The organism is Parazoarcus communis (assembly GCF_003111665.1).
Classification (GTDB): domain Bacteria; phylum Pseudomonadota; class Gammaproteobacteria; order Burkholderiales; family Rhodocyclaceae; genus Parazoarcus; species Parazoarcus communis_B.
Genome location: NZ_CP022188.1, coordinates 3,438,909 through 3,460,308 on the forward strand (window position 1 = coordinate 3,438,909; position 21,400 = coordinate 3,460,308).

A 21,400-nucleotide genomic window follows, 5' to 3' on the forward strand; every position below is an offset into this window, starting at 1 on the left:
GGTGGTCGGGTCTTGTCGGTTTATGTTTCGGTAAGGTGGTGTCAGGTCACGAACAGCGGCGCAGCCTCCAGGCCGAAGCGCAGATACTCCTCGAGCGTCAGGCGCAGATTGGCTTCGCGTTGCGCCTGTTGCAGCAGATGCCACACACCCATTTCAGCGCCGTCGTCTGCGCCACGGCGAACCTCCACAGCCGTGCCCTGAGTGAGCTGGCCATAGGCCGGGGCGCCGAACACGATGCTGGTGAATGCGGGCGTGACACGGCGTGCCTCGCGCTTGGCTTCGGCCGCGGAAAGCGCGTCGATGACGAGGTCGGGCTGGCAGCGATGGCGGCGTGGCGTGGCCGATTTTGGCGGCAGGTAGCAATAGCGCACGCAGCCTTCCTGGCGCCGGGCAATGCTGACCAGTCCATCGAAAATGGTGTTGCCGGCCTCCAGCCTGCCGGCGCGGGTGGTGCCGAGCAGTGTGCACGCGCTGACGACGAGCGGGCTGTCGTCCACGTCCACCGCCACAGCGGCGCTGCCATCCACCAGACAGTCGCGCAGGATTACGCTCGCCAGTGGTTTCTGGCTGCGCACCGGGCCGCATAGGCAGCGGTAAAGACCCAGGCTCAGATCGGTGGCCGCGCCGCTGTGCGCGATGCCGCCGCGTGCAGGCACCAGGCTGCAGTGGCGCAGGCTGACCGCGCGCAAGGCGCCTTGCAGCTGGAGCTGGCCGTCGAGCAGCAAACCGCCAAGGCTGAGGCGGGTACTGGCGTTGCCCTTGAGCAGGAAGTCACCCACCAGCACCGGACGCCGGCCCTGCGCGGCCTGGATGGCGAGGTGGGTATCCGGCAGGTCGAGCGCGGGCGACAGGCTTTCCGTGCCATCGGTGTCGAGGGTGATCAGTGTGCGTCGGCCGGCAATCACGCGGTGGGCGGCTTCGGCCGGGTTGGCGGGGGCGGTGAAGGCGGTGGCCAGGGTCGGGGTGTCAGCGCTCGGAATGCGCAGATGCACGTCGAAGTCGGCCGGGTCGTTGAGCGCGGCCAGTGCATCGGTTTCTCCCGGATCGGGGCGCGGGTCGAAGGGGCCGGCGCCGATATCGCCCGGAAAACCGTAGCTGTAAGCAAGCTCCACGGCCGTCGCGCTCACCCCTGCGGCCAGGGCCAGGCGTCCGCGACGGGGGTCGATGCCGACCAGCACGCCGCCGGCGGCGGGGAAAGTCCGGTCGGGGCGACCGGGCTTGCGTGCGGGGACGGTGATGCTGGCGGGCGGCCGGCGCCAGTCCTCGGGTGCGACGCCGGGAATCGGTGCGAGATCGCAGATCAGCAGGTTTTCGACAGCCACCGCCTGCCCATCCAGCCACACCTTCAGCACCGGGCCGCCAGCGTCGTCGGCAAAGTAACGGTCGTCCGGCTCTTCACCGTCGGTCAGGGCCTGACGGCGGGCTTCGAGTTCCGCATGCAGATCGCGCCAGTTAAGGGGCTCGGGCACATTGATCGGTTCGGCCAGGTGGCTGATGTCGTCCTCGGTGCGGGCGCGGTTGAACAGAGGGTGGGGCAGTCCGAGTGGATCGAAGGTGTAGAAACCCGCCCGGGTGGTGGCGGGGCGCGCGCTGCCGCGCTGTACCGGGTAGGCCTGCAGCCGCCACAGGAAGAGCCCGATGTTGGGCAGGTTGTAGCGTCCGACGGGCAGTGCGCGTACGTCGGCCGTATGGGCCTCGCTTCCGAAGGGGCCGCCGATGCGTTCGAGCGGCCGCGGTTGACGCAGGTCGGGGGTGCGCATGGCATGCGGGCGCGGGTGGTTCGTATGCTGGGAGGTCGCGACCTGCTCGAAGAACTCCACTGCGCGTGCCCGCCACCCGGTGCTGTCGTAGGCAAGCTCTTCCAGTACCAGCGCGGTGCCTTTGCGGCGCCGCAGGCGCAGGGTGTTGGCCACCAGCGCGCGTGGCCCGAAAGCGGCCGTGCCGCTCACCGGATAAAGCGCACGCACGCCGAGCAGGTCGCCGATATAGGGCACGACCCAGTCTTCGCAGGTCTCGATGAAGGCGTTGTCGTACAGACGCTGCAGATCGGCATCGAGGAGCGCGCCCTGGCCGGCGATGACGCCGAGCAGCGCGCGCAGCGGGACGCCTTGTTCGGCGTCGCGCGTGCGGTAAAAGGCGGGCAGCAGGTCGAGCAGGGCGTCGGCGTCGATTTTCATGATCCATGCTCCAGCAGCTTGACCGCAGCGGGGTCGATCAGCAGCAGGTCGGCAGGCTGCAGGGTGTTGCCCTGCCAGTGGGCAGTGCGCGCTGGCAACTGCCCGTCCGGACCGGTGACTGTCTGCGCAGCGCTGCCGGGGCCGGCCTGCTTCAGGTGGTCGAGATCGGCGCCCGTGACACCGCTGACCCCCTGCAGGCTGGCGAGGATCTCGCTGCCGCTGACGGGTTGCCCGAACTGGCGGGCAGCAAAGCCGAAATCGCGTTTCAGCGCTGCCGCGGCGGCCGCGAGTACGGTCGGGGGTTCGTGCGCCTCGTCGATCCACAGGCTCGCAGTGAGGCCGAAATACAGGGTCCGGCAGGGGCTGACCTTCAGCGCCTGATGCGGTGGCCGCGCCGCGTCGATGGCGTTCAGCAGGTTGCGGTACAGCGTGTCGCCGGGGGCGAGCGCCGCACCGTCGGTGCCGGCAACGGTGAGATGAACCCGTCGCTGCTCACCGTCCCACAGCCACACGGCCTGGGCTTTGCCGATGCCGGTGAAGGCGGCGGCGAAGTCCTCGAAGTCGCGCAGGGACACGATACGGTCCAGCGTGCGTACCGTCAGCGGTGCGTTATTGCGTGCGGTGTCGCCGGCTTCGGCGTCGGTGCCGCCACTGGCCTTGACCGGATTGATGACGGCTTTCAGGCCGGGCGGGCGGCTTAGCAACAGGCTGATCTGCTCGGCGGCGACATTGCCGGCCTTGCCCAGCCCGACCCGGTATCGGGCCTCGACGTTGCCGCTGCCGCTTGGCAGGCGCGCACCATGGATGCCATCGCCAAACTGCACGCTGGCGCCGCCGTTCTCGTCCAGACGCACGGTGTAGCTGCGATCCTCGGGGCCGGCAGCTGTAAAACGCGGTGCAGGCTTCCACAGCAGGCCATCCACGCGGACCTCAAGGGTGCTGGCCGTGCCGTTGGGCGTGGCTGCCGCGATATGCGTGAGCGGCGGTTGGCGCAGCTTGAAGCGCTGCAGGCTGCGGGCCGCATCGCCGCTGCCGAGCGCCTCGGGCTGGATGCGCATCTGCTTGCTGTCGCCCTGACTGGCCGGTGCCAGGTTGGCATTGATGCGCACCGTGGCCGGCAGATAGGCATGTGCGAGGTCGCTGTCGAGGTGCAGACGAGTGCGGCCGCTGCTGCTGTCGTTGAGCTTGATGCACGCCACTTCGGCCGCGCTGCTCAGGCTGACGGTGTAGCGCTTGAAGTCCTCGAACTCAATTTCGGCACTAAGCCGGTCGCGCGCCACGCGGATGGCTGCAAGGGGGTGCTGCTGCAGGAGCCGCTGTCGTGCGGCGGCATTGGCCGGCACATCGGCAAGGATCAGGCCCGACACCGAGATCCAGCGTGCTGCGGGCAGGTCGGGGTGGTAGCCGGCGAGGTCGACGAGATGACCGGTAATGAAACCGGAAAGCGGCCGGGTCGCCCAGTCCAGCGCCTCCGACTGCCCGAACAGGGTGGTGGCGCGCAATTGGTCGTTGAAAATCTCGCGCACACTTTCACCCTGCAGGTTGAGGCGGGTGGCCGTGGCCGAAAGGGTGAAGTCGGCACGGGCATCGTCTTCGGCGGTGACGATGCGGTAAGCCTCTTCATAGTTCGGGACCGACATGACCACCCAGCCACCGGCGAGCCATTTCGGGTAGCTGGTGTCGAGATGAACCGAATGCACGTCGCGCGGATACAGGCTTGCGGTCGGCACCACGGCTTTGGGCACGCCACTGGCCGACCACGCCAGTTTGATCGAGGCTGAGCCGGCGCTTTCATAGTACTCAAGGCGGATGTCGTGCTTGTGCCCTGCGGTGAGCTCCGCCTGACCGCTGTGTTCGGTTGCACCTTGGTTGATCCAGTAATCCACGATCAGGCGCCCGTCGATCCACAGTCGCAGACCATCGTCGGCGGTGACATGGAAGGTGTAGGTGCCTGTGGTGGGTGGCTTGATCCAGCCGCTCCAGCGCACCGAGAAATGGTCTGCCGGCATCGCCGGGTCTGGCGTGCCCGGACCCCAGTCGAAGTCCACCACCGCATCGGTGCGGGTCAGGATGCGCTCGCGGAAGCCCTTGCCGCGGTAGTACTCGCCATACAGACCTGTACCGCTTGCTACCGCTGTTGACGGATCGGAGACGTCTGCGAGGGTGAAGCCGGGCCATTCCGGGTGTTGGCTGATCGGTGGCTTGCTGTCTTCGCTCAGGCCGAGATAGGTGGCGCGCAGGCCCGAGGGCATCGCCCGCCAGTCGGGCGCGTTGTGACCAAAGAGGTGAGCGCGGGCGCGCAGGGCGAAACAGCGGGGGTTTGTTGCTGCCGGATGTACGCCACGGCGCGGACTGCCGAGGCCGTGATCAAGCGTGACCACGGTGTAGCCGGCATCGCTGGCATCGGCAGGGTCTGCGGGCAGGACTTCGCGGATGCGGGTGACGCGGCGGAAATCCCAGTTCTCGTTGCCTGGGTCCTTGCCGCGCTCGTCGCCGACGATCAGCAGCGCATCGCCCTGCTGCAGGCGGGTGGCGGTGCCGCCGAGATAGAGCTGCCGGCCACCCATGCGCGGCGGCACCGCTTCCCTCGCCAGCACTGGCAGTGCATTCCAGCGCGCCTGCGCATCGACGGCTTCGAGTGTCTCGAAAATCTGTGCGCTTTCGTCCTGTGCCGGGATGCTCTGCGCACGGGTGCCGACGTCGATGCGGGCGCTGGCCGGGGCGCCAGGAGCCGTTTCGAGGGTGAAGGCGAGCCAGGTCGATGCGGCGACGCCGGGGCGAAGTTCGTAGCCGATGGCACGCGCCAGTTCGAGGATTGAGCGGCGCTCGGTGGCGGTGCGCAGGTAGTGTTCGTTGCCGATGCGTTCCTGATAGAACGCGAGCACGTCGAGGACGGCGGCCCAGCTGTCGAGCAGCGCAATCGCGGGGTCGTCGCTGGCACGGGTGGTCAGTGCGGCCAGTGCCGGTTCGCGGGCGAGGTCGGCAAGCAGGCTCTGGCGGAAGCGGCCATGGGTGCCGATGCGAAGTGCCAGTGCGGGCTGGCCGGGCGGCTGGGGGGTGGCGACCGGGGTGAGCGCGTCGAGCCCGGTGCAGCAGCCGCAGTTGTCCGGGGTGCTCATGATCCGCCCTCCACAACAAAGCTGATCTGGCCGTTTTCGGGAAAGCTCGGGTCGCTGTCGACCCGCAGGACCTCGAGCGTGCCGATGCCGATCAGGCCGGCGTCGCGCTCGCCATTGGGCTTGCGGCCCCAGCGCTGGAAGCGCTTCACCTGCACCGAGGCCACACCGGCAACCGCCATCGCCTCGGCGACCACGGCCGACAGGTAGAGCGGTGTGCCGAAGGTGAAACGGTCCGGATGAAAGAAGCCGGGGGTGCCATTTCTGCTTTGGCCCGAGGTGAAGGTGTCGATCAGGGCGGCCTTGACGTCGGTCGCGAAGTAGGACTTGTGGGCGCAGACCTGGAGCTGGATGTCGAGCGGGACATGGACCGGGTCGGCAAACGCGAAGTCATGACCGGCAAGGCGGAAGCGTTCGAGGAAGTCACGCAGTTCGGTCTTGAACGCTTCATCGACCGCGCGCCCGCCACGGCGATCCACCATCAGGAAGACGGTGTGCCAGCTGCCGGTCCAGCGCAGGCGGGCGACCGCGCGTTGTACTTCGGGGTGGCGCTCGGCAGCGCGCGCGTAGTCCTCGGTGGTGACTGCGCGCTCCTGGGTGCGGAAAGCCTCGGGGGCGTTGAGCCGGATCGCGTCCAGCGCTTCGGCTTCGGCACCGCCCTGCGCCGGCAGCGGATTGCGCAGGCCGACGATGCCCAGCTTCAGCGCGGCATCGTCGCTGACCAGCGCGGTGATGGCGTCGGCGCCGACATTGCCCCGGGTGCCGCCGCCAAGCCGGTAACGTGCGAGCAGGCGCTGACCGGTGGGCGGCGCGGCGCCAAAACGGTTGTCGCCAAAGCGTAGCCAGGCGCTGCCGTCATTCTCGGTTTCGACCACGAATTCGCGCGCAAAGCGTTCGCTGCCAAGCAGGTCGCGCACGGGCGTCCATGCGGCGACGGCCGGGTCGGGCTGATCGCCGAACAGGCTTGCGTCGTCGGCCTGCAGACGCATGTTTGATGGCCGCGCGCGACGCGCGTCCTGACGCAGAGCAGCGCTGGCCGACATCGCAGTCGAGGTGGCGAGATCGTGATCGTAAGGCGCGCTGTAGGCGAGACCGCTGTCCTTCAGCCGTGGCCGCCAGTGACGACGAAGCCCGGCGGGGCCGTCGTCCGCCACAGTGTCCGGCACCATCGCCTGCCATGGCCGCGTCAGGCCGTGGTCGGCCAGCACCACGTTGCCGCGCGCAACGGCGATCGCTTCCTTGACCACGGCGCCCCCGTGTTCGAACTCATGGCTGACGCACAGCGGGAAGGGCAGCGCGTCGTCCACATGCCAGCTCACCAGCAGCAGGTCGGTGTGGGTGAGATCGTCATGGCCGGTGCTGACCGACGTCAGGCGCACCGGGTGGCGGTGGCTGGCGTCGGCGTCGGCCGGCTTGCCGGTGACCGGGCTGAGAATCTCTTCAAGGATCAGCACATCGCCGGGCGCCAGCGCCAGCGCCGGGGTGTTGACCAGGGCGGCCGAGGTGGCGCCGCGCCCGAGGCAGTAGCCGGGGTCGGCAAAGTCGTGGATGGCGATGTGGCTGTGCGAAGCATGGAGAATCTGGTCATGCAGGCTTTCGAAGACTTCGATGCCGGGCAGCGGGAGTTCGTCCAGCAGCGCCTTGCGCCGCACCGGGGCGCCACCATCGGCCAGGGCCAGCAGGGTGGTTCCGGCCGGCAGTACGCTGCCCTCGGCTGCGGCCCCTGCATCGAGGGTCACGAAGGTCCGTGCGTTGCAGCCTTCATGGATGGGGTAGTCGAGCAGGCGCGCATGACGACGCAGTGAGGTCCGGCGCCGTGCGGTGCCGAGATAGGCCTCGGTTGCCACCGCATCCTGGGTGTAGGAGAGGTGGTCTCCGACGTAGGCGAGGGTTTCGATCAGGGCCAGGGTGAAGTCGGCCGGGCTGCGCTCGGTGAACTCGGGCACGAGCTGCGACATGCGGTCGAGCATCAGGCTGCGGAAGCTGTCGTAGTCCTTGGCCAGGTAATCGAGGCGGGGCTCCGGTGGCGATGCGGGCGGGCAGGTGGTGGCGTCTGCACAGTCGAACTCCGACGGGCAGCCGGCCTTGAAGTTGATGCGGATGCTCGACAGGCAGATGTCGAAGCCGGGCGCGGGCGCGTCGGGCTCGGCGGGGTTGATCAGCGACAGGGTGTACCAGGAGAAATCGCCCGCCTTGTCCACCGTGATGCGGATCTCGTTCCCGGCGAGCACCGGGTCTTGCGCGAGCCGGATGCCGGTGATGCGCACGCCGCCGTCGATGCGCACGTTGGCGCGCGTGATGTCGGTCACCGGATGCACGCACACCACCCGCAGGCTGCGCTGATCGGCAGATGCGATCTCGACGTAGTCGATGCCGTTCTTGCCCGGCGGCTGCTGGTCGCGCAGGCGCTGCAGTCGGCGCGGGTTGTCACTGCGAAACTGGCGCTTCATGGCGCACCCCGGCTGAAACGTTCGACACGACGATCCTGGCCGCTGCGGCTGATGTACTGCACTTCAACCGCGAGTTGCGCGTCATCGTGGTCGACGGTGACCGCTTCGACCACGATGCGTTCGCCCAGCCATTGCTGAAGTGCGCTGTGCACGGTCATCTGCAGGGCTGCTGCCAGTGTGTCGCTGTTGGGGGCGAACACTAGTTGCAGCAGGCCGCAACCGAAGTCGGGCCGATTGACGCGTTCGCCCGGAATGGTGAACAGCACCTGCTCGATCATGTCGCGCAGGTGAGCGTCTTCGGTCGCCTCGGCGCTGCGTCCGCGGTGGTCGGGCTGGAAGGGAAAGTGGAGGCTCATGTCACATCCCCGTGACCCGCGTCTGCGTCACTGCCGCCGTCATCGGTGTGCCAGTGGGGGCGCAGATCGAAGGCGAGCCCTGCAACAGCGCCGGCTGACCACCGATGAAGACGCGCGTTGCACCCATCAGCCACTGCCCGCTCACGCAGGGACCGTTGCCCGCGGTCGGTGGCGGCATGGCGCAACCGGCGATGACATAGGGCGCGCCGAGCGTGGTCGCGGGCTGGCCGGACAGCAGCACCCGTGGATTGGGTGAGCTCGGTGTGGCCTGACCGCCGTGGGCACAGAGGACGGTGGCACCGAGGTGGAGGAGGAATCCGGGCATGTTCGTATCGTCCTCGTCGTTGTTGTCAGATCACCGTGAGGGCGCCCTGATTGATGCTCACCGTCGGGCCGGTGAGCATGATGGTTGCGCCCTGACCGTTGGAGATGGTGATCCCCACCTCGTTGATGGAGATCATCGCGCCGGTCATGGTCTTGAGCAGGATGCCGCCGGTGGGGCCGGGCAGATCGGAGATCATCAGTCCGTTCTGGTTGCCCGTCTGCAGCACGATGCTGGGCGACACCGGCAGACCGGCCAGTGCCAGCGCCGGGACTTCGGCCGCCGAGCCCCAGAAGCCGCCGACCCAGATCGGATAGTCGGCGTCGCCCTGTTCGAACTCGACCCACACGCCGGCGCCGATCTGGGGCAGCACGAAGGCGCCGCTCTGCACGCCGGCGAAGGGCACGCAGGGCATAGCCCAGGATGACAGCGCCGGGCCCAGCACATCCGGCACCTGAACCTGGATGCGGCCCATCTGCATGGGGTCGATGTTGTTGACCACGACCCCGCGGAACTTGCCGAAATGACGTGTCTTCTCGCTCATGCGGGCACCAGTGGCAGGGTGGAGACAAGGCCGTTGCGGGCCAGTGAAAAAGCTTGCTTGAACTCGCCGGCCTTCAGACTGCTGCTGACGCGCTTGACGTAGTACAGACCATCGAAGGCCATGCCGGCGCCGCGCACGCCCACCAGCTGGCGAGCCTTCAGGATGTGGCCGTAGCGCAGTACATCGAGGCTGCCGTTGCCGGTTACCGCATCGGCCGACGAACCGGCTGCAGCGGCAAGGCCCTTGCCCAGGGCCGCAATCGGCGACAGCTTGGCCGTCTCCTTCATCAGCTTCAGGCTTTTGACCATGGGCGGAATCAGGCCTAGTGGCGGGTTGGCGAGGCTGACGTCGGGCACCGGCAGCGGAATCGGAAACTTGGTGATCGGGTTCTGGATGAACACGATCGGCAATTCGGCGTCGGACTGGTTCACCGCGAAGCTCAGCGAATCGACATTGGTGTGCACGTCCATGCCGGTGTTCAGCGCAGGCTGCACTGGGCCGAGGCGGATCTCCGGCCCCCAGTAGGCGATATTGGCGCCAGGCAGCGGGCCGGGCTCGATGTAGAACACATGCCCGGCTTCGCGGGCGAGCTGGCGGGTGTAGGCGAGGTCGGTGCCCTCATGGGTGGGGATGCGGTCGACCGGAATCGGCACATCCTCGAACACCGAGGGGATGATCACCGGCAACATGCCGTACAGCCCGTAGCGTGCGACGATCAGCGCCACGCGTGCGGCCGGTGGCATCGCCGGATAGGGCAGGCCGCTCATGTCCTGCTTGTCCATGGCGACGGTCAGGTCCTCGCCTGTGATGGTGAGGCGTCCCTGACCGGGTTCATTGCCACCGCTGATTTCCTGCCGGGTAATCAGGCCGTCCATCAGCACCGTTGGCAGACTGTTGAGGGTGGCGACCAGGATGACCCTGAGCCACGGCACCTGACCGCCTGCAATCAGCAGCAGGGTATGCAGCGGTGAGCGGCTGTCGATGGCGAAAGACAGCTGGAAGCCGCTCGGGCTGTCTGCCGCCGTGGTCACTTCGATGCTCTCCAGCGCGTCCATGACCGGCTTCGGCGCGGGCACCGGCACGCCCGGCCCCACCAGCAGCGTGAGATGGATGCCCTTAAGCACCGTCGCCTCCGTTGCCGAAATTGCCGCCGCCGCTAAGCCCGGCCGGCAGCGTCAGGCGCAGCACGCGGCCGGGGGTTTCCAGCTCGTCGGGGATCTGCGCGCCATTGCCATCGGCGATGCGCCAGAACTGCACCGGATCGCCCAGGTTTGCGGCGGCAATGCGGTCGAGGCGGTCGCCGGCCTCCACCCGCACTTCGCCCACGGTAACAAGACTGGCGGGATCGGGGATGAAACGGCGGCGCAGGAAGACGCGCTTCTCGCCGTCGGCCGCAGTCAGTTCGGTGGTGCCCACCGCGGCGTAGCGACTGTTGGGGGGAAAGCGTTGGACGCTCATGGCAGTGACGCCAGACCGACCGAAGACAGGCTGCCGGTCGCCGCCCCGGCCGCCATGCGCTCCTTGCGTTGCTGATAGACCATGTACAGGTGTCCTCCCTTGTCGCCGAAGCCCAGATCGCCCACATGCAGCACCCTCAACCCAAGCGAGACCTTTGCCCGGATCGGGTTGAGGCTGGCGTCGAAGGCTTCTTCGGTAATCGAAAACTCGGTGATCCGCACCGGCACCACGCGCTCCCGGCTCCATACGAAGAGCGTGAGCGGCGCAACGGTGGGCGCGATTTCCAGCGTGCCGAGGCTGGCCAGCAGGTTGTTGCGGATCAGCGCAGCGCTGTCCGGGTAGACGATGGTCTCCAGCGCGGCGAGCTGGCCATGGATGCCGGACGCAGCCACCGTCGGATGCTGGTCGGGGACTTCGAGCTGATCGGTGGCGTCGATCTCGGCGTCGAGCTTGATGGTCTCGGTTGGCGGCCCCTTCAGCCGCAGCGCCTCGGAAAACGTCCCGCTCTGCTCCGTGGCCTGTGGCTGCAGGGTGCGGCTCAGGGTCTCGGGGTTGTACTGCAGCGAGATCACACGTTGCACCGCGCCGCTGGACGGATCGATCAGGATCAGGCCGCCGCGCAGCAGGCGGGGGGAGAGGGGGCTGCTCATTTGCTCAGACTCCCGTTCTTGGCTGCGCTGTCCAGGGAGGAAATCTCTTTGGGCAGGGTCCCTTTGGCGTCGCAGTCCATGTAGTAGATGTCGTAACCGGTAAGCGGACGGTTCGCGTCATAGGCTTCCTCGAGACCAAAGTCGCGCACTTCCTTCAGCGCATCGGCCTTTGTCGTCGCGGTCAATTCGGTGGATGCGCTGTTCGAGATTGCCTGGTAGGTCTTGCCGTGCTTCAGCAGTGCCATTGCATGGGCTGCACGGGTCGTGTCGGTCGGGCTCACGGCCATGTAGCCGATCGGCGTGAAGCCGCTTGCGACCAGCAGGCGCACGCCATAAGTCGCCAGCACGTCGCAATCGACCTTGAGCTGGGAGTTCTTCGGGCCTCCTGCCTGCAGCTTTGTCAGGTGGCCCGACTTGTCTGGCGTGATGTTCTCGTCGACATGCGAGGTGAAGGCAGTGGTGATTTGCGTAAATAGTGCCTTGGCCGCTTCCGGCTTTCCGGGGTTCTGCTTGGCTACCGCTTGACCGATCTTCTCGGTATTCGCTTCGAGCCAGGCTTTGAGGCTGCCGATGCTGCGCGATGTCGGCGGCGAGATCGCAATGCCGGCTGCTTTCGACAAGGCCAGAACATCCTCGACAGTGACGCGCTGTTTGTTACCGATGGACCACGCCAGCGTATCCGCATCCGGATTGATCGTCTTGCCGTCCTTCTCGATCTCCGCACCTTCGACGAAGTATGGCTGCTCCGATACCTTCCGGAGCAAAGCGCCATGCTTGTCAGCCATCATCCACTCGGTGAATGGGGCACGGCTCGCGGGGTGGAAGAACATGAGCTGCGCAAGACTTCTGGGCAGGTCTGCATCGCTTGCATATTTTTTCACGACCACCTTGAGCACTGCATTGACCTTTGCTGCGCCAAACTTGGCCGCATAGGCGCCGGTGCCGGTTGTCAGCCTGGAGAACAGTTCATGGTCTGCAAGCTGCGCTGCGTTTGCTGCCTGAAATGTGGCAATAGTGGTGATCTGCGCCTCGCTTACCTTGGCGGGTTGGCCCAGTACCGACTGATAAACGTACTTGCGCTGCCCGGCGTCCGAGAACTTGAGCGCGAGCGCCATCGCTTGGTCGATAAAGCCTGCGTTGGCGAGGTCCGCGGCCAGCATCTGCGCACGGCTTTCCTTCTGCTCGACCTTCGATCCACTCTTGTCGAGAATGCGTTCGGCCAGCTTTTCCGCTTTCTGGAAGTTGCGCTTCCACGCTGCCTTGGCCTTGGGGTCCTTGGGCTCCTCGAGCAGGTTCATGTTCTTGTCATGATTGATATCGAACCCGTAGGACTGCAGATTCATCGCATAGTCACGATGGGCCGGGTCGAGGCCTTTCGGATCCGTTACGTGCTTGGCGAGCTCTTCGTCGATCTCCTCGTCCAGGGTCTTGTGCTCAAGGCGGGGGCGTGTTTCGCCCGCCTGACGCACGACATGGGCGAGCTCATGGGCCAGCAGGGCGCGGCCGGCTGCGGTGCCCGGTGACCAGTGACCGGGTGCAAGTGCGATATCCGAGCCCCACGTGACTGCGCGGCTGCCTGCCGTCCTCACCGCTTCGGCAGCGTCGCCCGTTGCGAAAATGCGTACGCGGGAAAAGTCATGGCCGAAGCCGTACTCGAACTGCTCGCGCAAGTCCGTCGGCAGTGGTTGTGCGCTGGTGGTGGGGAGCGGGCTGGGGCCGCCCGAGCGGTCAGGTGCCCGACTGCGGGTCCGGGCCGGCTCGCTCAGGCCGGCGATGGTGTCGAATGCCCTGATCGCGCTGTGGTCGGCCGCGGATTCCCGCGCGCTTCTGTCCGGCGCGGTGGTTGCGTCGTGTTTGGCGGGGGTGAGCATGCGACTCATGACCGGCTTCCTCGGCGACGGGGGCTGCCCTCGGCCGGCGTGGGGGCAAGCGCCGCAACGGTCTTGCGGGCGAGGTTCGTGGCTTGCATGTCATCCGTGGTCGTGACCTTGAGGCTGGACGCGGTTGAACCGGGCAAGGTGGGCAACGTGCCGCGCGCAATGCTGGCGGCAAGTTGCTGTTCGAGCGCGGCGAGGTAGGCGCGCTGCTGCGCAGGGCTGAAGCCGGCGGGAACGCTCAGGTGCTCGATGTGAAGATGAAGCTTGCTCATGTCCATCCCCTTGTCTCTGCATCGGTGAGTGGGCGCTCGCGTTTCGCTGCATCTCCGTGCGCGGCATGAAGAAGGTGTTTCATGCCGATCGCTTCACCGCTGTCGGCTGCGAGAAAGGCCGCCGTCAGCGCAATGTTGCGGATGCTGCCGCCCGTGACGGAGAGCCGTGCGAGCCTGCTGAAGTCGAGGTCCGCCGTCGGCGCCGCGCCCGGAATAGCGCGCTTCCAAAGCGCCAGGCGCTGGTCGTAGTCCGGAAACGGAAACTGCACGATGAAGCGCAGGCGGCGCGTGAAGGCGCTGTCCAGGCTCGATTTGAGGTTGGTCGTGAGGATCGCGAGGCCGTGGTAAGACTCCATCCGCTGCAGCAGGTAGCTGACCTCGATGTTTGCATAGCGGTCGTGGCTGTCCTTGACTTCGGTACGCTTGCCGAACAGGGCATCCGCTTCGTCGAAGAGCAGGATGGCCCCACAGTCTTCGGCGGCATCGAAGACCTTGCGCAGATTCTTTTCGGTTTCGCCGATGTACTTGCTGACGACGGCCGACAGGTCGATACGGTAGAGGTCGAGTTGCAGCGTGTTGGCCAGCACTTCGGCAGCCAGTGTCTTTCCGGTTCCGCTCTCGCCCGCAAAGAGGCTGGCGAGGCCCAGGCCGCGACTGCCTTGCGCGCCAAAGCCCCAGTGCTCGATGACGGTCTGGCGCTGGCGCAGATGGGATGCGATCTGGTGCAGGATGCTCAGTTGCGCCTCGGGCAGGACCAGATCCCCCCAATCGGCCGTGCCGGAAATGCGCTGAGCAAGGGCATCGAGTCCGCGCCGGCTCTGTTCCCTGCAGGTGCGCCACAGTGCGATGCCGGCGGAGGCGTCCTTGCGACCTGTCTGCTGCATGCCGCGGGCGATGTCCTGCAGCGCACGGCTGCCGATACGGAAATGACTGGCGGCCTGTGCCACGTCATCGCCGACCGCGTGCATTGCGGCGGGGCCTAGCGCGCTTGCCCACAGTTGCTGACGGTCGCTGCAGTCCGGTTTGTCCATGCGGAAGCTGCGTGTCGGGATGTCGAGCGGCGGCAGGAAGGGGGCCGCCACGAAGGTGATGCCTCCGACCCGGTTCAACAGTTCGAGCGTGCCATCCCCCGCAGTGGTGTCGGGGTCGTCGATGACGACGAGCAGGGCAGATCCGAGCAGGCGTGATTCGCGTTGCCACAAGCGCAGGAGTCGCGCGCGCTCGTCGGCGTGAGGCGGAATGTGTTTTGCCTGCAGGACCTGACATCGAAGCCCGAGGCTTGCCGCGGCTCGGTTTGCGATGTCCTCCCCCGCGCTGATGTCGTCGCCTTCGAGCACGGTGAGTGGCGGCACCTCAGGTGGCGTACAGGGTGTCGACAGGGTGGCGACCACAGCCTCTGTGCAGGCAGCATGTGCACCGGCCTGAAGGGTGAGGCCGGCGGCGGGGCGCAGGAGATGGGAAAGGCGCATGTCCGGATCGTTCAGGCCAGCGAGCAAGTGCAGGATCCGCTCGTCGATGCGAAGCCGGCCTGTGCTCAGCCCGGCGTCATTGTCGACAGTGATCATGAGCCAGTGTCGCAGTGGTGAATGCGGTGACAGTGCGCTCCAGTGCGGCGATTGCAGCGCAGCGAGGGCGAGCCCGAAGCTGGCCCAAGGGCGGTTTTCATCGCCGTGGCCGTGGGCGCAGGCGCGTGCCAGCCCTGCATCCATCTCGACACCTGCGCACAGCAACAGCAGATCGCGCTCGAAGCTCGACAGCTCGAAGGTGCGCGCCAGCCAGTCGATTGCACTGTCGTCACCCAGATACTGGCGCGCGGCGCCCAAGGTACGAACGGTTGAGGCGTCGATCCCGGCATGGCCGTCGTGTTCCTCGGGGCGCAGTAATGCCTTGAGACGGGCGAACTCAAGCACCAGCAACTGCTGGTTGGCGCTGATCCAGTCCGGTGCCAGCGGGGCGTTCATGGCAGTGTGATCCTGCGGTCGAGATAGACCATCGGCTTCGCTGCGCGGTCGATGATCGGGGTTTCGAACCCGTCCACCCGCAGGCGCACGAGGTGCGTGGAGCCGGCTTCGGGGGCGTTGGCGAGCTTGAATGTCATGCGGTTGCTGGGTGCAAAGACCGGATCGGCGCTGATTTCCTGATCGCCCAGGATCAGGGCGACCGACTGCCCAGGGCGAACTGCGGGGGCAAGGTCCAGCACTAGCGTGACGGTCGATCCGTTGCGCACGGCACTGAACGGCGGCAGCACCGGTGTCGGCGCCAGTGCAAGCGGAAGCTGATTGGTGGTGCGCGCGTGTTCGTCGTCCGGGCGCAACAGCGACATGCTGAGGCGATACAGCCCGGCCGGGAGGTCGGCCGGGACGGTGAAGCGGACGTGGTTGCTGTTGCCGCCATCGACATTAACGCTCCGGCTGAGCTGAAGCGCGGCAATGCTCAGGGTGATGTGGCGGTCTGCGCCGTCGAGGTGATGGCCGTCGATGCGAACCACGCTGCCCGAGGTGGCGACAGGATGCCCATCGGCCGGAATGACAGCCTCGAGCGTCGGCAGCGGTGGCACCAGCCCGGTGAACACACTGACGCCGCGCTCGCGCCCCGAGACCGTTTCGGTGCCGCCACGGCTGAGCACCGGCGGCGCGCTTCGTACCGGCTTGTGCGATTCGATCAGCACAACCGAGACCTGAAATGCCGCAGTGGGACGGTAGCGGGCCTGTAGCGCTGACCACAGGCGGGACATCTCCTCGCCGCCCATTGCCGACGGCGTGATTCTGAGCAGCTCGACCTGCTCGGCGAGGTCGGCGCTGCGCAGGGTCTGATAGACGGTCGGGAGAATGGCACCGTCGACGATTTCAGGCTGCAATGCGCGTCGGATCGCTGCCCGGGAAATGACCGGGTTTTCGTGCAACAGCTGCAGGGCATAGCCCAGCAACACCTCAGCCTGCAGGTCTGCCCGGCCATAGGCCGTCATCAGGTAGTGCAGATCGAGTGCCAGCGGCGGGTTGCTGATGCGCCCGCCGGCGCTGTCGCGGCTGGGCAGGGCAGCGTTGCGCCACGCTGGGTTGGGGGTGACTTGATACAAAAAGAGATTGAGCTGTGGCGCTATCTTGTCGTCCAGTGACACCGTGTCCGGGGCGCCGGCAGTGACGACGACCCCCGCACCCAGGGCGTCGTTGATGGCGTGGTCGATCAGGCCCGAATCCAGCAGGTCTTTCAGCACGGCAGTCACGCCGGCAATCGCGAGTGCGTTGCTCATGACCTGCCTCCCTGGCGGCGAGCGAGGTAGTCACCAAGCGACAGTGGCGCAGGCCCGCGCCGCTGTGGCGGTGGCGGTGGTGCCGGTCGGGGTGGGGGATTGATCTCCAGGCGGCCGATCGTGATGTGCACCTCGGGCGGAGTGTCGGGTGTATCGGACGTTTGGCCCGCGTGCAGCGGTTGCGGATTCACCGCCATGCGTTCGGCGCCTGTGGAGGCGCGAGACGGCATGAGCGTTGCGCGCTCAGCGATCGGCAGGGGTTGGGCGCGCTCGTCGCTGGCCGTCGTGGCGGCATCCCGGGCAGGGACGTCTGACTGTGGGGGTGGGGCGACAAGGCGGTCGATGAGGGTGTCGAGCCGGACACGCGTCGCTGCTTGCGTGGGCGGCGGGGTTTGCCTTGTGTCGGGATGCGGCACCCGGGTTGCCGGGGATCGGGTTGGTGCGAGGTTGGCGGCGATGCTGGTGCCGTGTGTGGTGTCGTGTGCAGCGTGCGTTTCGCGTGTATCGCCTGACCGGTGCTGCAGGACGTCAGGCGCGTGTGTGCCGGTGTGGCGCCCCGGGCCGGGCGTGTCGGGCTTTGCCTGCGCTGTCCGTTGCAGGACGCCGCTTTGCACCTGCTGTGCCGAAAGCAGCGTCGGCGGCACGGACGGTGTGCTTGCCGTGGCCGCGTTGCGGGTTTGCGGCGCGGATTGTGGGCTGATGTCGGGTGTGCCGGGGCTGCTACTGCTCGCTGCTTGCAGCACGTCCGGGGCGATCTCCAGGCCTGTGCCGTCCTTTGCCGCGTTGGGCGCAGCGGTGGATGCCGCATAGGGAAGCGTCGCGCGGCTGCGTACGCCGGGGCTGAGGCCGAGGCCGCGTCTGGCGAGTTGGAGGAGGTATCCGCTCATCGTGAGCCTCAGCCAACCAGATCGAGGTAGGCGGCACGGCGTGCCGGGCTCAGGGCAAGAATGTCGGCCTCGGGCCAGCCGTAGGCGCGAGCCAGACGATGAACCGTGTGCAGCAACTCGCGTGCGCAGGCGCCGAGTTCGTCCCAGAACCAGTTGCCGACGTCGAGCAGGGCGTCCCAGTGCTGGCCGCAATCGCTGCAGTGCATGCCGAGGCGAATGTTCGCCGCTGGATCCAGCGCTTCCATCAGGGTTTCGAGGGACGCGATCTGCGCAGGGGAAACCGGCTCATTTCCGTCAACGTGGCAACGCTCGAGCAGGGCCCGGGCAACGGCCTCGGGGTTGTCCGCCTCAAGCGCCAGTGCCTGGTCGCGGCTCGACGGTAGACGCCATTTGCCGCCGTCGAGCTCGATCACGGCGTCTTGCGCAGGTAGCGGGAGCTCAGCCAGCAAGGCGTTGCCATCGACCGAGAACTCCATCATCGCGCCACAGCGCGGACAGGCGTCGTAGCCGTCGAGCTGCGTGCCGAAGGTGAGGTTGCGCAGTGCCAGCAGCCGGGCTTCGCGCCAGCCTACAGGGTGGTCGGCAAGTCCCTCCGGCGCTTCTTCCGGCAGCGCCAGGGCGAGTGCCAGCAGCGCACGGTCTATCGGATGGCGGCGCTGACCGGCATCCCACAGGGAAAGGAGTTGCGAGGCACTGAGCGGCCGCATGGGCGGGCTCCGTCAGGCCGGCTCGACAAAGCTGGGCTCGGCAGGCTCATTGACTTCGTAATCCCGCTCCCAGCCCTCGTTCTCGAGCTTGATCTGCTGGATCGCCACCGCATTGGCGTTGGCGTCGAGGTCGGGCAGGGCCTGATACTCGGACACCCAGCAGCGGAACACCTTGTAGGCCAGCGCGAGCTGACCGGCTTCGTTGTACACCTCGATGATCAGGTCCTTGCGAAAATCCTTCAGCGAGACTTCGCTGCCGAGGCCTGATCCGAGGTTCCAGACCTTGTTCGCCCACTGTTCGAAGTCCTTGTCGTGGGTGACACCGCGCTCGAGCGTGATGGCTTCGAACTTGCTGCGGCCCGGTGACTTGCGCGCGCTGGACGGGTCGCCGCCCTCGCGGTGCTCGACCACCTCGGTGCTGCGCTTGAGCGCGGATACCTTGCTGATGCCGGCGACGTAACGGCCGTCCCACTTCACACGGAATTTGAAGTTCTTGTAGGGATCGAACCGTTGCGAATTGACGATGAACTGCGCCATGGTGCGGCCTCCTCGAATGCGGTGACGGATGTGCAGGACGATGCGGTAAGAACGCCTACACCTGAATCTGTCCGGCGAGCTGCTGGATGCTGATAACGACAAATTCGGCGGGCTTGAGCGGCGCGAAGCCGACCAGGATGTTCACTACGCCACGGTTGATGTCGTCCTGCGTGGTCGTTTCGCTGTCGCACTTCACCAGATAGGCGTCACGCGGCGACGATCCCTGGAACGCGCCCTGACGGAACAGCCCGTTCATGAAGGCACCGACATTGAGGCGGATCTGTGCCCACAGCGGCTCGTCATTGGGCTCGAACACCACCCACTGCGTGCCGCGATAGAGCGACTCCTCGATGTACAGCGCGAGGCGACGCACCGGCACGTACTTGTATTCGGAACTCATCTGATCCGCGCCGCGCAGGGTGCGCGCGCCCCAGCACACCGCCCCATACACAGGGAAGGTGCGCAGGCAATTGACCCCGAGCGGGTTGAGGCTGCCGTTCTCGCCGTCGGTGAGCGTGACGGACAGCGACTGCACACCGGACAGGTTGGCATCGGTGCCGGCAGGGGCCTTCCAGACGCCGCGGCTGCCGTCGGTACGGGCATACAGGCCGGCGACCGTGCCGCTTGGCGGGGTGAGGCGTGGTTTGCCGTTCTTGAGCGGATCGGCGACGTAGGTCCAGGGAAAGTAGACCGCGGCATGGTCGGATTTCGGCAGGTCGGTACCGGACGCCGACTGGACCATTGTGGCCACGTCGGTGGCCGTAGGGGGGGCATCGACGATGAAGAAGGCCCGCCGCTCCTGGCAATAGCTTGCTGCGTCGGCCAGCACGCCGCTGTCGGTGATGCCGGGCAGGACCAGCAGATTGAACAGGTCGACGTCTTCGAGTGCGTAGAGCCCTTCGCGTTGCGCCCGGCTGCCGATGAACGCGGGGTAAATGTCGGCTGCGGCGTAAGGGGTTTCACTGCCGCCGTCGAGAAACGCGTCGGTGGGCAGCGGCGACAGTACGGCACCTGCGAGCAGGTGGAGGCCGGTGGTGATGTCATTGCTCGCTGCCGCGCTTACGGCGATGGCCGAACCCGCGCCACGCGAGCCGGAGCTCAGCACCAGGGTGCTGCCCTGAACCGTCGCCACGAAATCGCGATAGGCTGGGTTGCCGGGCTTGAGTGCGCGCACTGCCGCCTGCAGACGGGCAGCTACATCGGCCATTTTTGCCCCGAGGTTGGCACCGGCCGCAGGGGCTACGCCAATGTCCACTAGATCGGGGCCGTAGCCGTCGAGACTGATGCGAAGGCTGCTATGCGTCGCATCGGGCAGGGCGTCGAGGTCGGTGGCACCGAAAGCACCGCTGGTCAGGCCTGCAGGGTCGGGTAATCGGGCGGGACGGATCGACGCAACCGCGTCGATCTCGATGCCGCCCGAGGCTGCGCCGAGCTTGAGCACACCCGCCGCATTGTTGCGCGCGCCGGCCAGCACCCGCACCGAGGAGAACTCGCCGCCGCTGCCCGATCCCAGAACGAGGGTGGAACCGGTGCGGGTGCAGGTGAAATTGACCAATGCGGTCTTGCCTGCTGCCTGCGCCCGCACCTTGGCCTGGATCGCTGCGGCAAGGCTGGTCAGGCGCTGGATGGCTGTGCCACCGGCGATGTCCGCTGGCAGGGTGATGCTGACGCCAACCGAAGGCAGGCCATTGACCACAACCCGGAAATCCGTGTGGGTGGCGTCGAGCACGGTCTGTACGTCGCTGATCGCCCCACTGGTGGAGGTGCCGGCGGGGAGGCCGTCGAGTGTCGCCTGGATGACGTCGCGGCTGACCTTGACCAGCTGCGATACGCCATTCACGAGATCCGGCAGATAGCGCGCATCGGCCGAATTCATCGACACGTTGGCGTACTGTTCGGCGCGGCCGTCGCTGCTGCGAATGATGCTGAGGTTGAAGGTACTGTCGGGCAATGCGGTGGCGTAATCCACCCGCAGCTGGATGTCGTTGCCGGATACGCCGGCATCGAGTGCGGTGACGGTGAGCACGTTTGCGGCAGTGCTGTTGAGCAGGGTCCGGCTCGCGGGTGAGGCGTCCTTGACCACGCGCACGATCCACGCGTCCGAACCGCCGTTGCCAAAAAACTGGCGCACGCCGTAGCTCATCTCGGAGTCAGCGGACAGACCGCCGAAGCTGCGCTCGAAATCCGCGAAGCTGTGGATGCGAACCGCCTTGTTGACCGGACCGCGCGGTGCGGCACCAAGGAAGGCTGCGACGGAGGTGGCAACGCTGGAAATGGTGCGCACCCCGCTCGGAATTTCCTGGATGTACACCCCTGGGGCGGCGAACTGGACGGGCATGACGGGCTCCTTTTCCGGGGATGGTGGTGCTCCCCGTCGTGATCGGGCAAAGCGGAGGCGGTCTCTATCGGCTTATGGGCGCATCAATGCAGCCGCCGCAAGCCCTGACCGGTCCAGCTTCGTGGAATACCCTCAAAGGCGGGCGGAAAGATGCGCATGCGGTCAGTGCGGGTACGGACGAAAACGCCATGCGATGTGGCTGCCCGTCCTGCAGGTGACAGTCAGCGTCCGCCTGTTCCCGGTTCATGAAGACAGGCGGGATCTGGCGCTGCGGCGCCATCTTAAAGTGCGTGCTACCGGTGGCGTCGCCGATGCTGATAGCTTGAACTTAGACAAGGTGGAGTGGAAACTCAATGTGATATTTTTGCTTGACACGCCGGATTCGATGGGGTTCGAGTACGGCGGCGCGCGTGCCCCGCAAGCGACACGGAGGCCGTGACGTCAGGGTTGGTGCGGGAA

The 21,400-nt window shown here is 66.6% G+C and carries 18 protein-coding genes; 1 reads left to right on the top strand and 17 read right to left on the bottom strand.

Annotation, left to right across the window (positions count from 1 at the left end; genetic code table 11):
- Positions 1-41: 41 nt before the first annotated feature.
- Genes CEW87_RS15725 through CEW87_RS22820 form a run of 17 tightly spaced genes read right to left on the bottom strand, consistent with a single transcriptional unit; the run spans position 42 to position 20,941 of the window.
- Positions 42-2,177: a hypothetical protein gene (locus tag CEW87_RS15725; RefSeq protein ID WP_108974479.1), complete on the bottom strand. Its 2,136-nt coding sequence runs from the start codon at positions 2,175-2,177 to the stop codon at positions 42-44.
- Positions 2,174-5,296, bottom strand: coding sequence for a putative baseplate assembly protein (locus CEW87_RS15730; protein ID WP_108974481.1), 3,123 nt, complete (start codon positions 5,294-5,296; stop codon positions 2,174-2,176). The genes CEW87_RS15725 and CEW87_RS15730 overlap by 4 nt, the downstream gene beginning before the upstream one ends.
- Complete coding sequence (locus CEW87_RS15735; protein ID WP_108974483.1) at positions 5,293-7,743, bottom strand: putative baseplate assembly protein; 2,451 nt, start codon at positions 7,741-7,743, stop codon at positions 5,293-5,295. Before CEW87_RS15735 ends, CEW87_RS15730 begins: the two co-directional genes overlap by 4 nt.
- The gene (locus tag CEW87_RS15740) at positions 7,740-8,099 is read right to left on the bottom strand and encodes a GPW/gp25 family protein (protein WP_108974485.1); all 360 of its coding nucleotides are present in this window, start codon (positions 8,097-8,099) and stop codon (positions 7,740-7,742) included. Before CEW87_RS15740 ends, CEW87_RS15735 begins: the two co-directional genes overlap by 4 nt.
- Position 8,100: 1 nt before the next feature.
- The gene (locus CEW87_RS15745; RefSeq protein WP_108974487.1) at positions 8,101-8,424 is read right to left on the bottom strand and encodes a hypothetical protein; all 324 of its coding nucleotides are present in this window, start codon (positions 8,422-8,424) and stop codon (positions 8,101-8,103) included.
- Between the two features lie 25 nt (positions 8,425-8,449).
- A complete protein-coding gene (locus tag CEW87_RS15750; RefSeq protein ID WP_108974489.1) occupies positions 8,450-8,965 on the bottom strand; it encodes a phage baseplate assembly protein V in 516 nt (171 codons plus the stop codon).
- Positions 8,962-10,089, bottom strand: coding sequence for a hypothetical protein (locus CEW87_RS15755; RefSeq protein ID WP_108974491.1), 1,128 nt, complete (start codon positions 10,087-10,089; stop codon positions 8,962-8,964). The genes CEW87_RS15750 and CEW87_RS15755 overlap by 4 nt, the downstream gene beginning before the upstream one ends.
- A complete protein-coding gene (locus tag CEW87_RS15760; RefSeq protein ID WP_108974493.1) occupies positions 10,082-10,423 on the bottom strand; it encodes a hypothetical protein in 342 nt (113 codons plus the stop codon). Before CEW87_RS15760 ends, CEW87_RS15755 begins: the two co-directional genes overlap by 8 nt.
- Positions 10,420-11,073, bottom strand: a complete 654-nt coding sequence (locus tag CEW87_RS15765) for a hypothetical protein (RefSeq protein ID WP_108974495.1) — start codon at positions 11,071-11,073, stop codon at positions 10,420-10,422. Before CEW87_RS15765 ends, CEW87_RS15760 begins: the two co-directional genes overlap by 4 nt.
- A complete protein-coding gene (locus CEW87_RS15770; RefSeq protein WP_108974497.1) occupies positions 11,070-12,953 on the bottom strand; it encodes a DUF4157 domain-containing protein in 1,884 nt (627 codons plus the stop codon). The genes CEW87_RS15765 and CEW87_RS15770 overlap by 4 nt, the downstream gene beginning before the upstream one ends.
- Positions 12,950-13,222 (bottom strand): hypothetical protein, encoded by a 273-nt coding sequence (locus tag CEW87_RS15775; RefSeq protein ID WP_159098188.1) that lies wholly within the window; start codon positions 13,220-13,222, stop codon positions 12,950-12,952. The genes CEW87_RS15770 and CEW87_RS15775 overlap by 4 nt, the downstream gene beginning before the upstream one ends.
- Positions 13,219-15,183, bottom strand: coding sequence for an ATP-binding protein (locus CEW87_RS15780; RefSeq protein WP_108974501.1), 1,965 nt, complete (start codon positions 15,181-15,183; stop codon positions 13,219-13,221). Before CEW87_RS15780 ends, CEW87_RS15775 begins: the two co-directional genes overlap by 4 nt.
- Positions 15,180-16,472 (bottom strand): DUF4255 domain-containing protein, encoded by a 1,293-nt coding sequence (locus tag CEW87_RS15785; RefSeq protein ID WP_108974503.1) that lies wholly within the window; start codon positions 16,470-16,472, stop codon positions 15,180-15,182. Before CEW87_RS15785 ends, CEW87_RS15780 begins: the two co-directional genes overlap by 4 nt.
- Positions 16,469-17,359 carry a hypothetical protein gene (locus CEW87_RS15790; protein WP_108974505.1) on the bottom strand — a complete coding sequence of 297 codons (891 nt, stop codon included), beginning with the start codon at positions 17,357-17,359 and terminating at the stop codon, positions 16,469-16,471. Before CEW87_RS15790 ends, CEW87_RS15785 begins: the two co-directional genes overlap by 4 nt.
- Before the next feature lie 8 nt (positions 17,360-17,367).
- Positions 17,368-18,066, bottom strand: coding sequence for a hypothetical protein (locus CEW87_RS15795; RefSeq protein ID WP_108974507.1), 699 nt, complete (start codon positions 18,064-18,066; stop codon positions 17,368-17,370).
- Positions 18,067-18,078: 12 nt separating this feature from the next.
- On the bottom strand, positions 18,079-18,603 hold the full coding sequence (locus CEW87_RS15800; protein WP_108974509.1) for a phage tail protein: 525 nt from the start codon (positions 18,601-18,603) through the stop codon (positions 18,079-18,081).
- A gap of 55 nt (positions 18,604-18,658) precedes the next feature.
- Positions 18,659-20,941 (bottom strand): phage tail sheath subtilisin-like domain-containing protein, encoded by a 2,283-nt coding sequence (locus CEW87_RS22820; RefSeq protein WP_108974511.1) that lies wholly within the window; start codon positions 20,939-20,941, stop codon positions 18,659-18,661.
- A gap of 193 nt (positions 20,942-21,134) precedes the next feature.
- On the opposite strand from CEW87_RS22820, the gene CEW87_RS15810 reads away from it, so the two are divergent.
- Positions 21,135-21,380 (top strand): hypothetical protein, encoded by a 246-nt coding sequence (locus CEW87_RS15810; protein WP_108974513.1) that lies wholly within the window; start codon positions 21,135-21,137, stop codon positions 21,378-21,380.
- Positions 21,381-21,400: the final 20 nt, after the last annotated feature.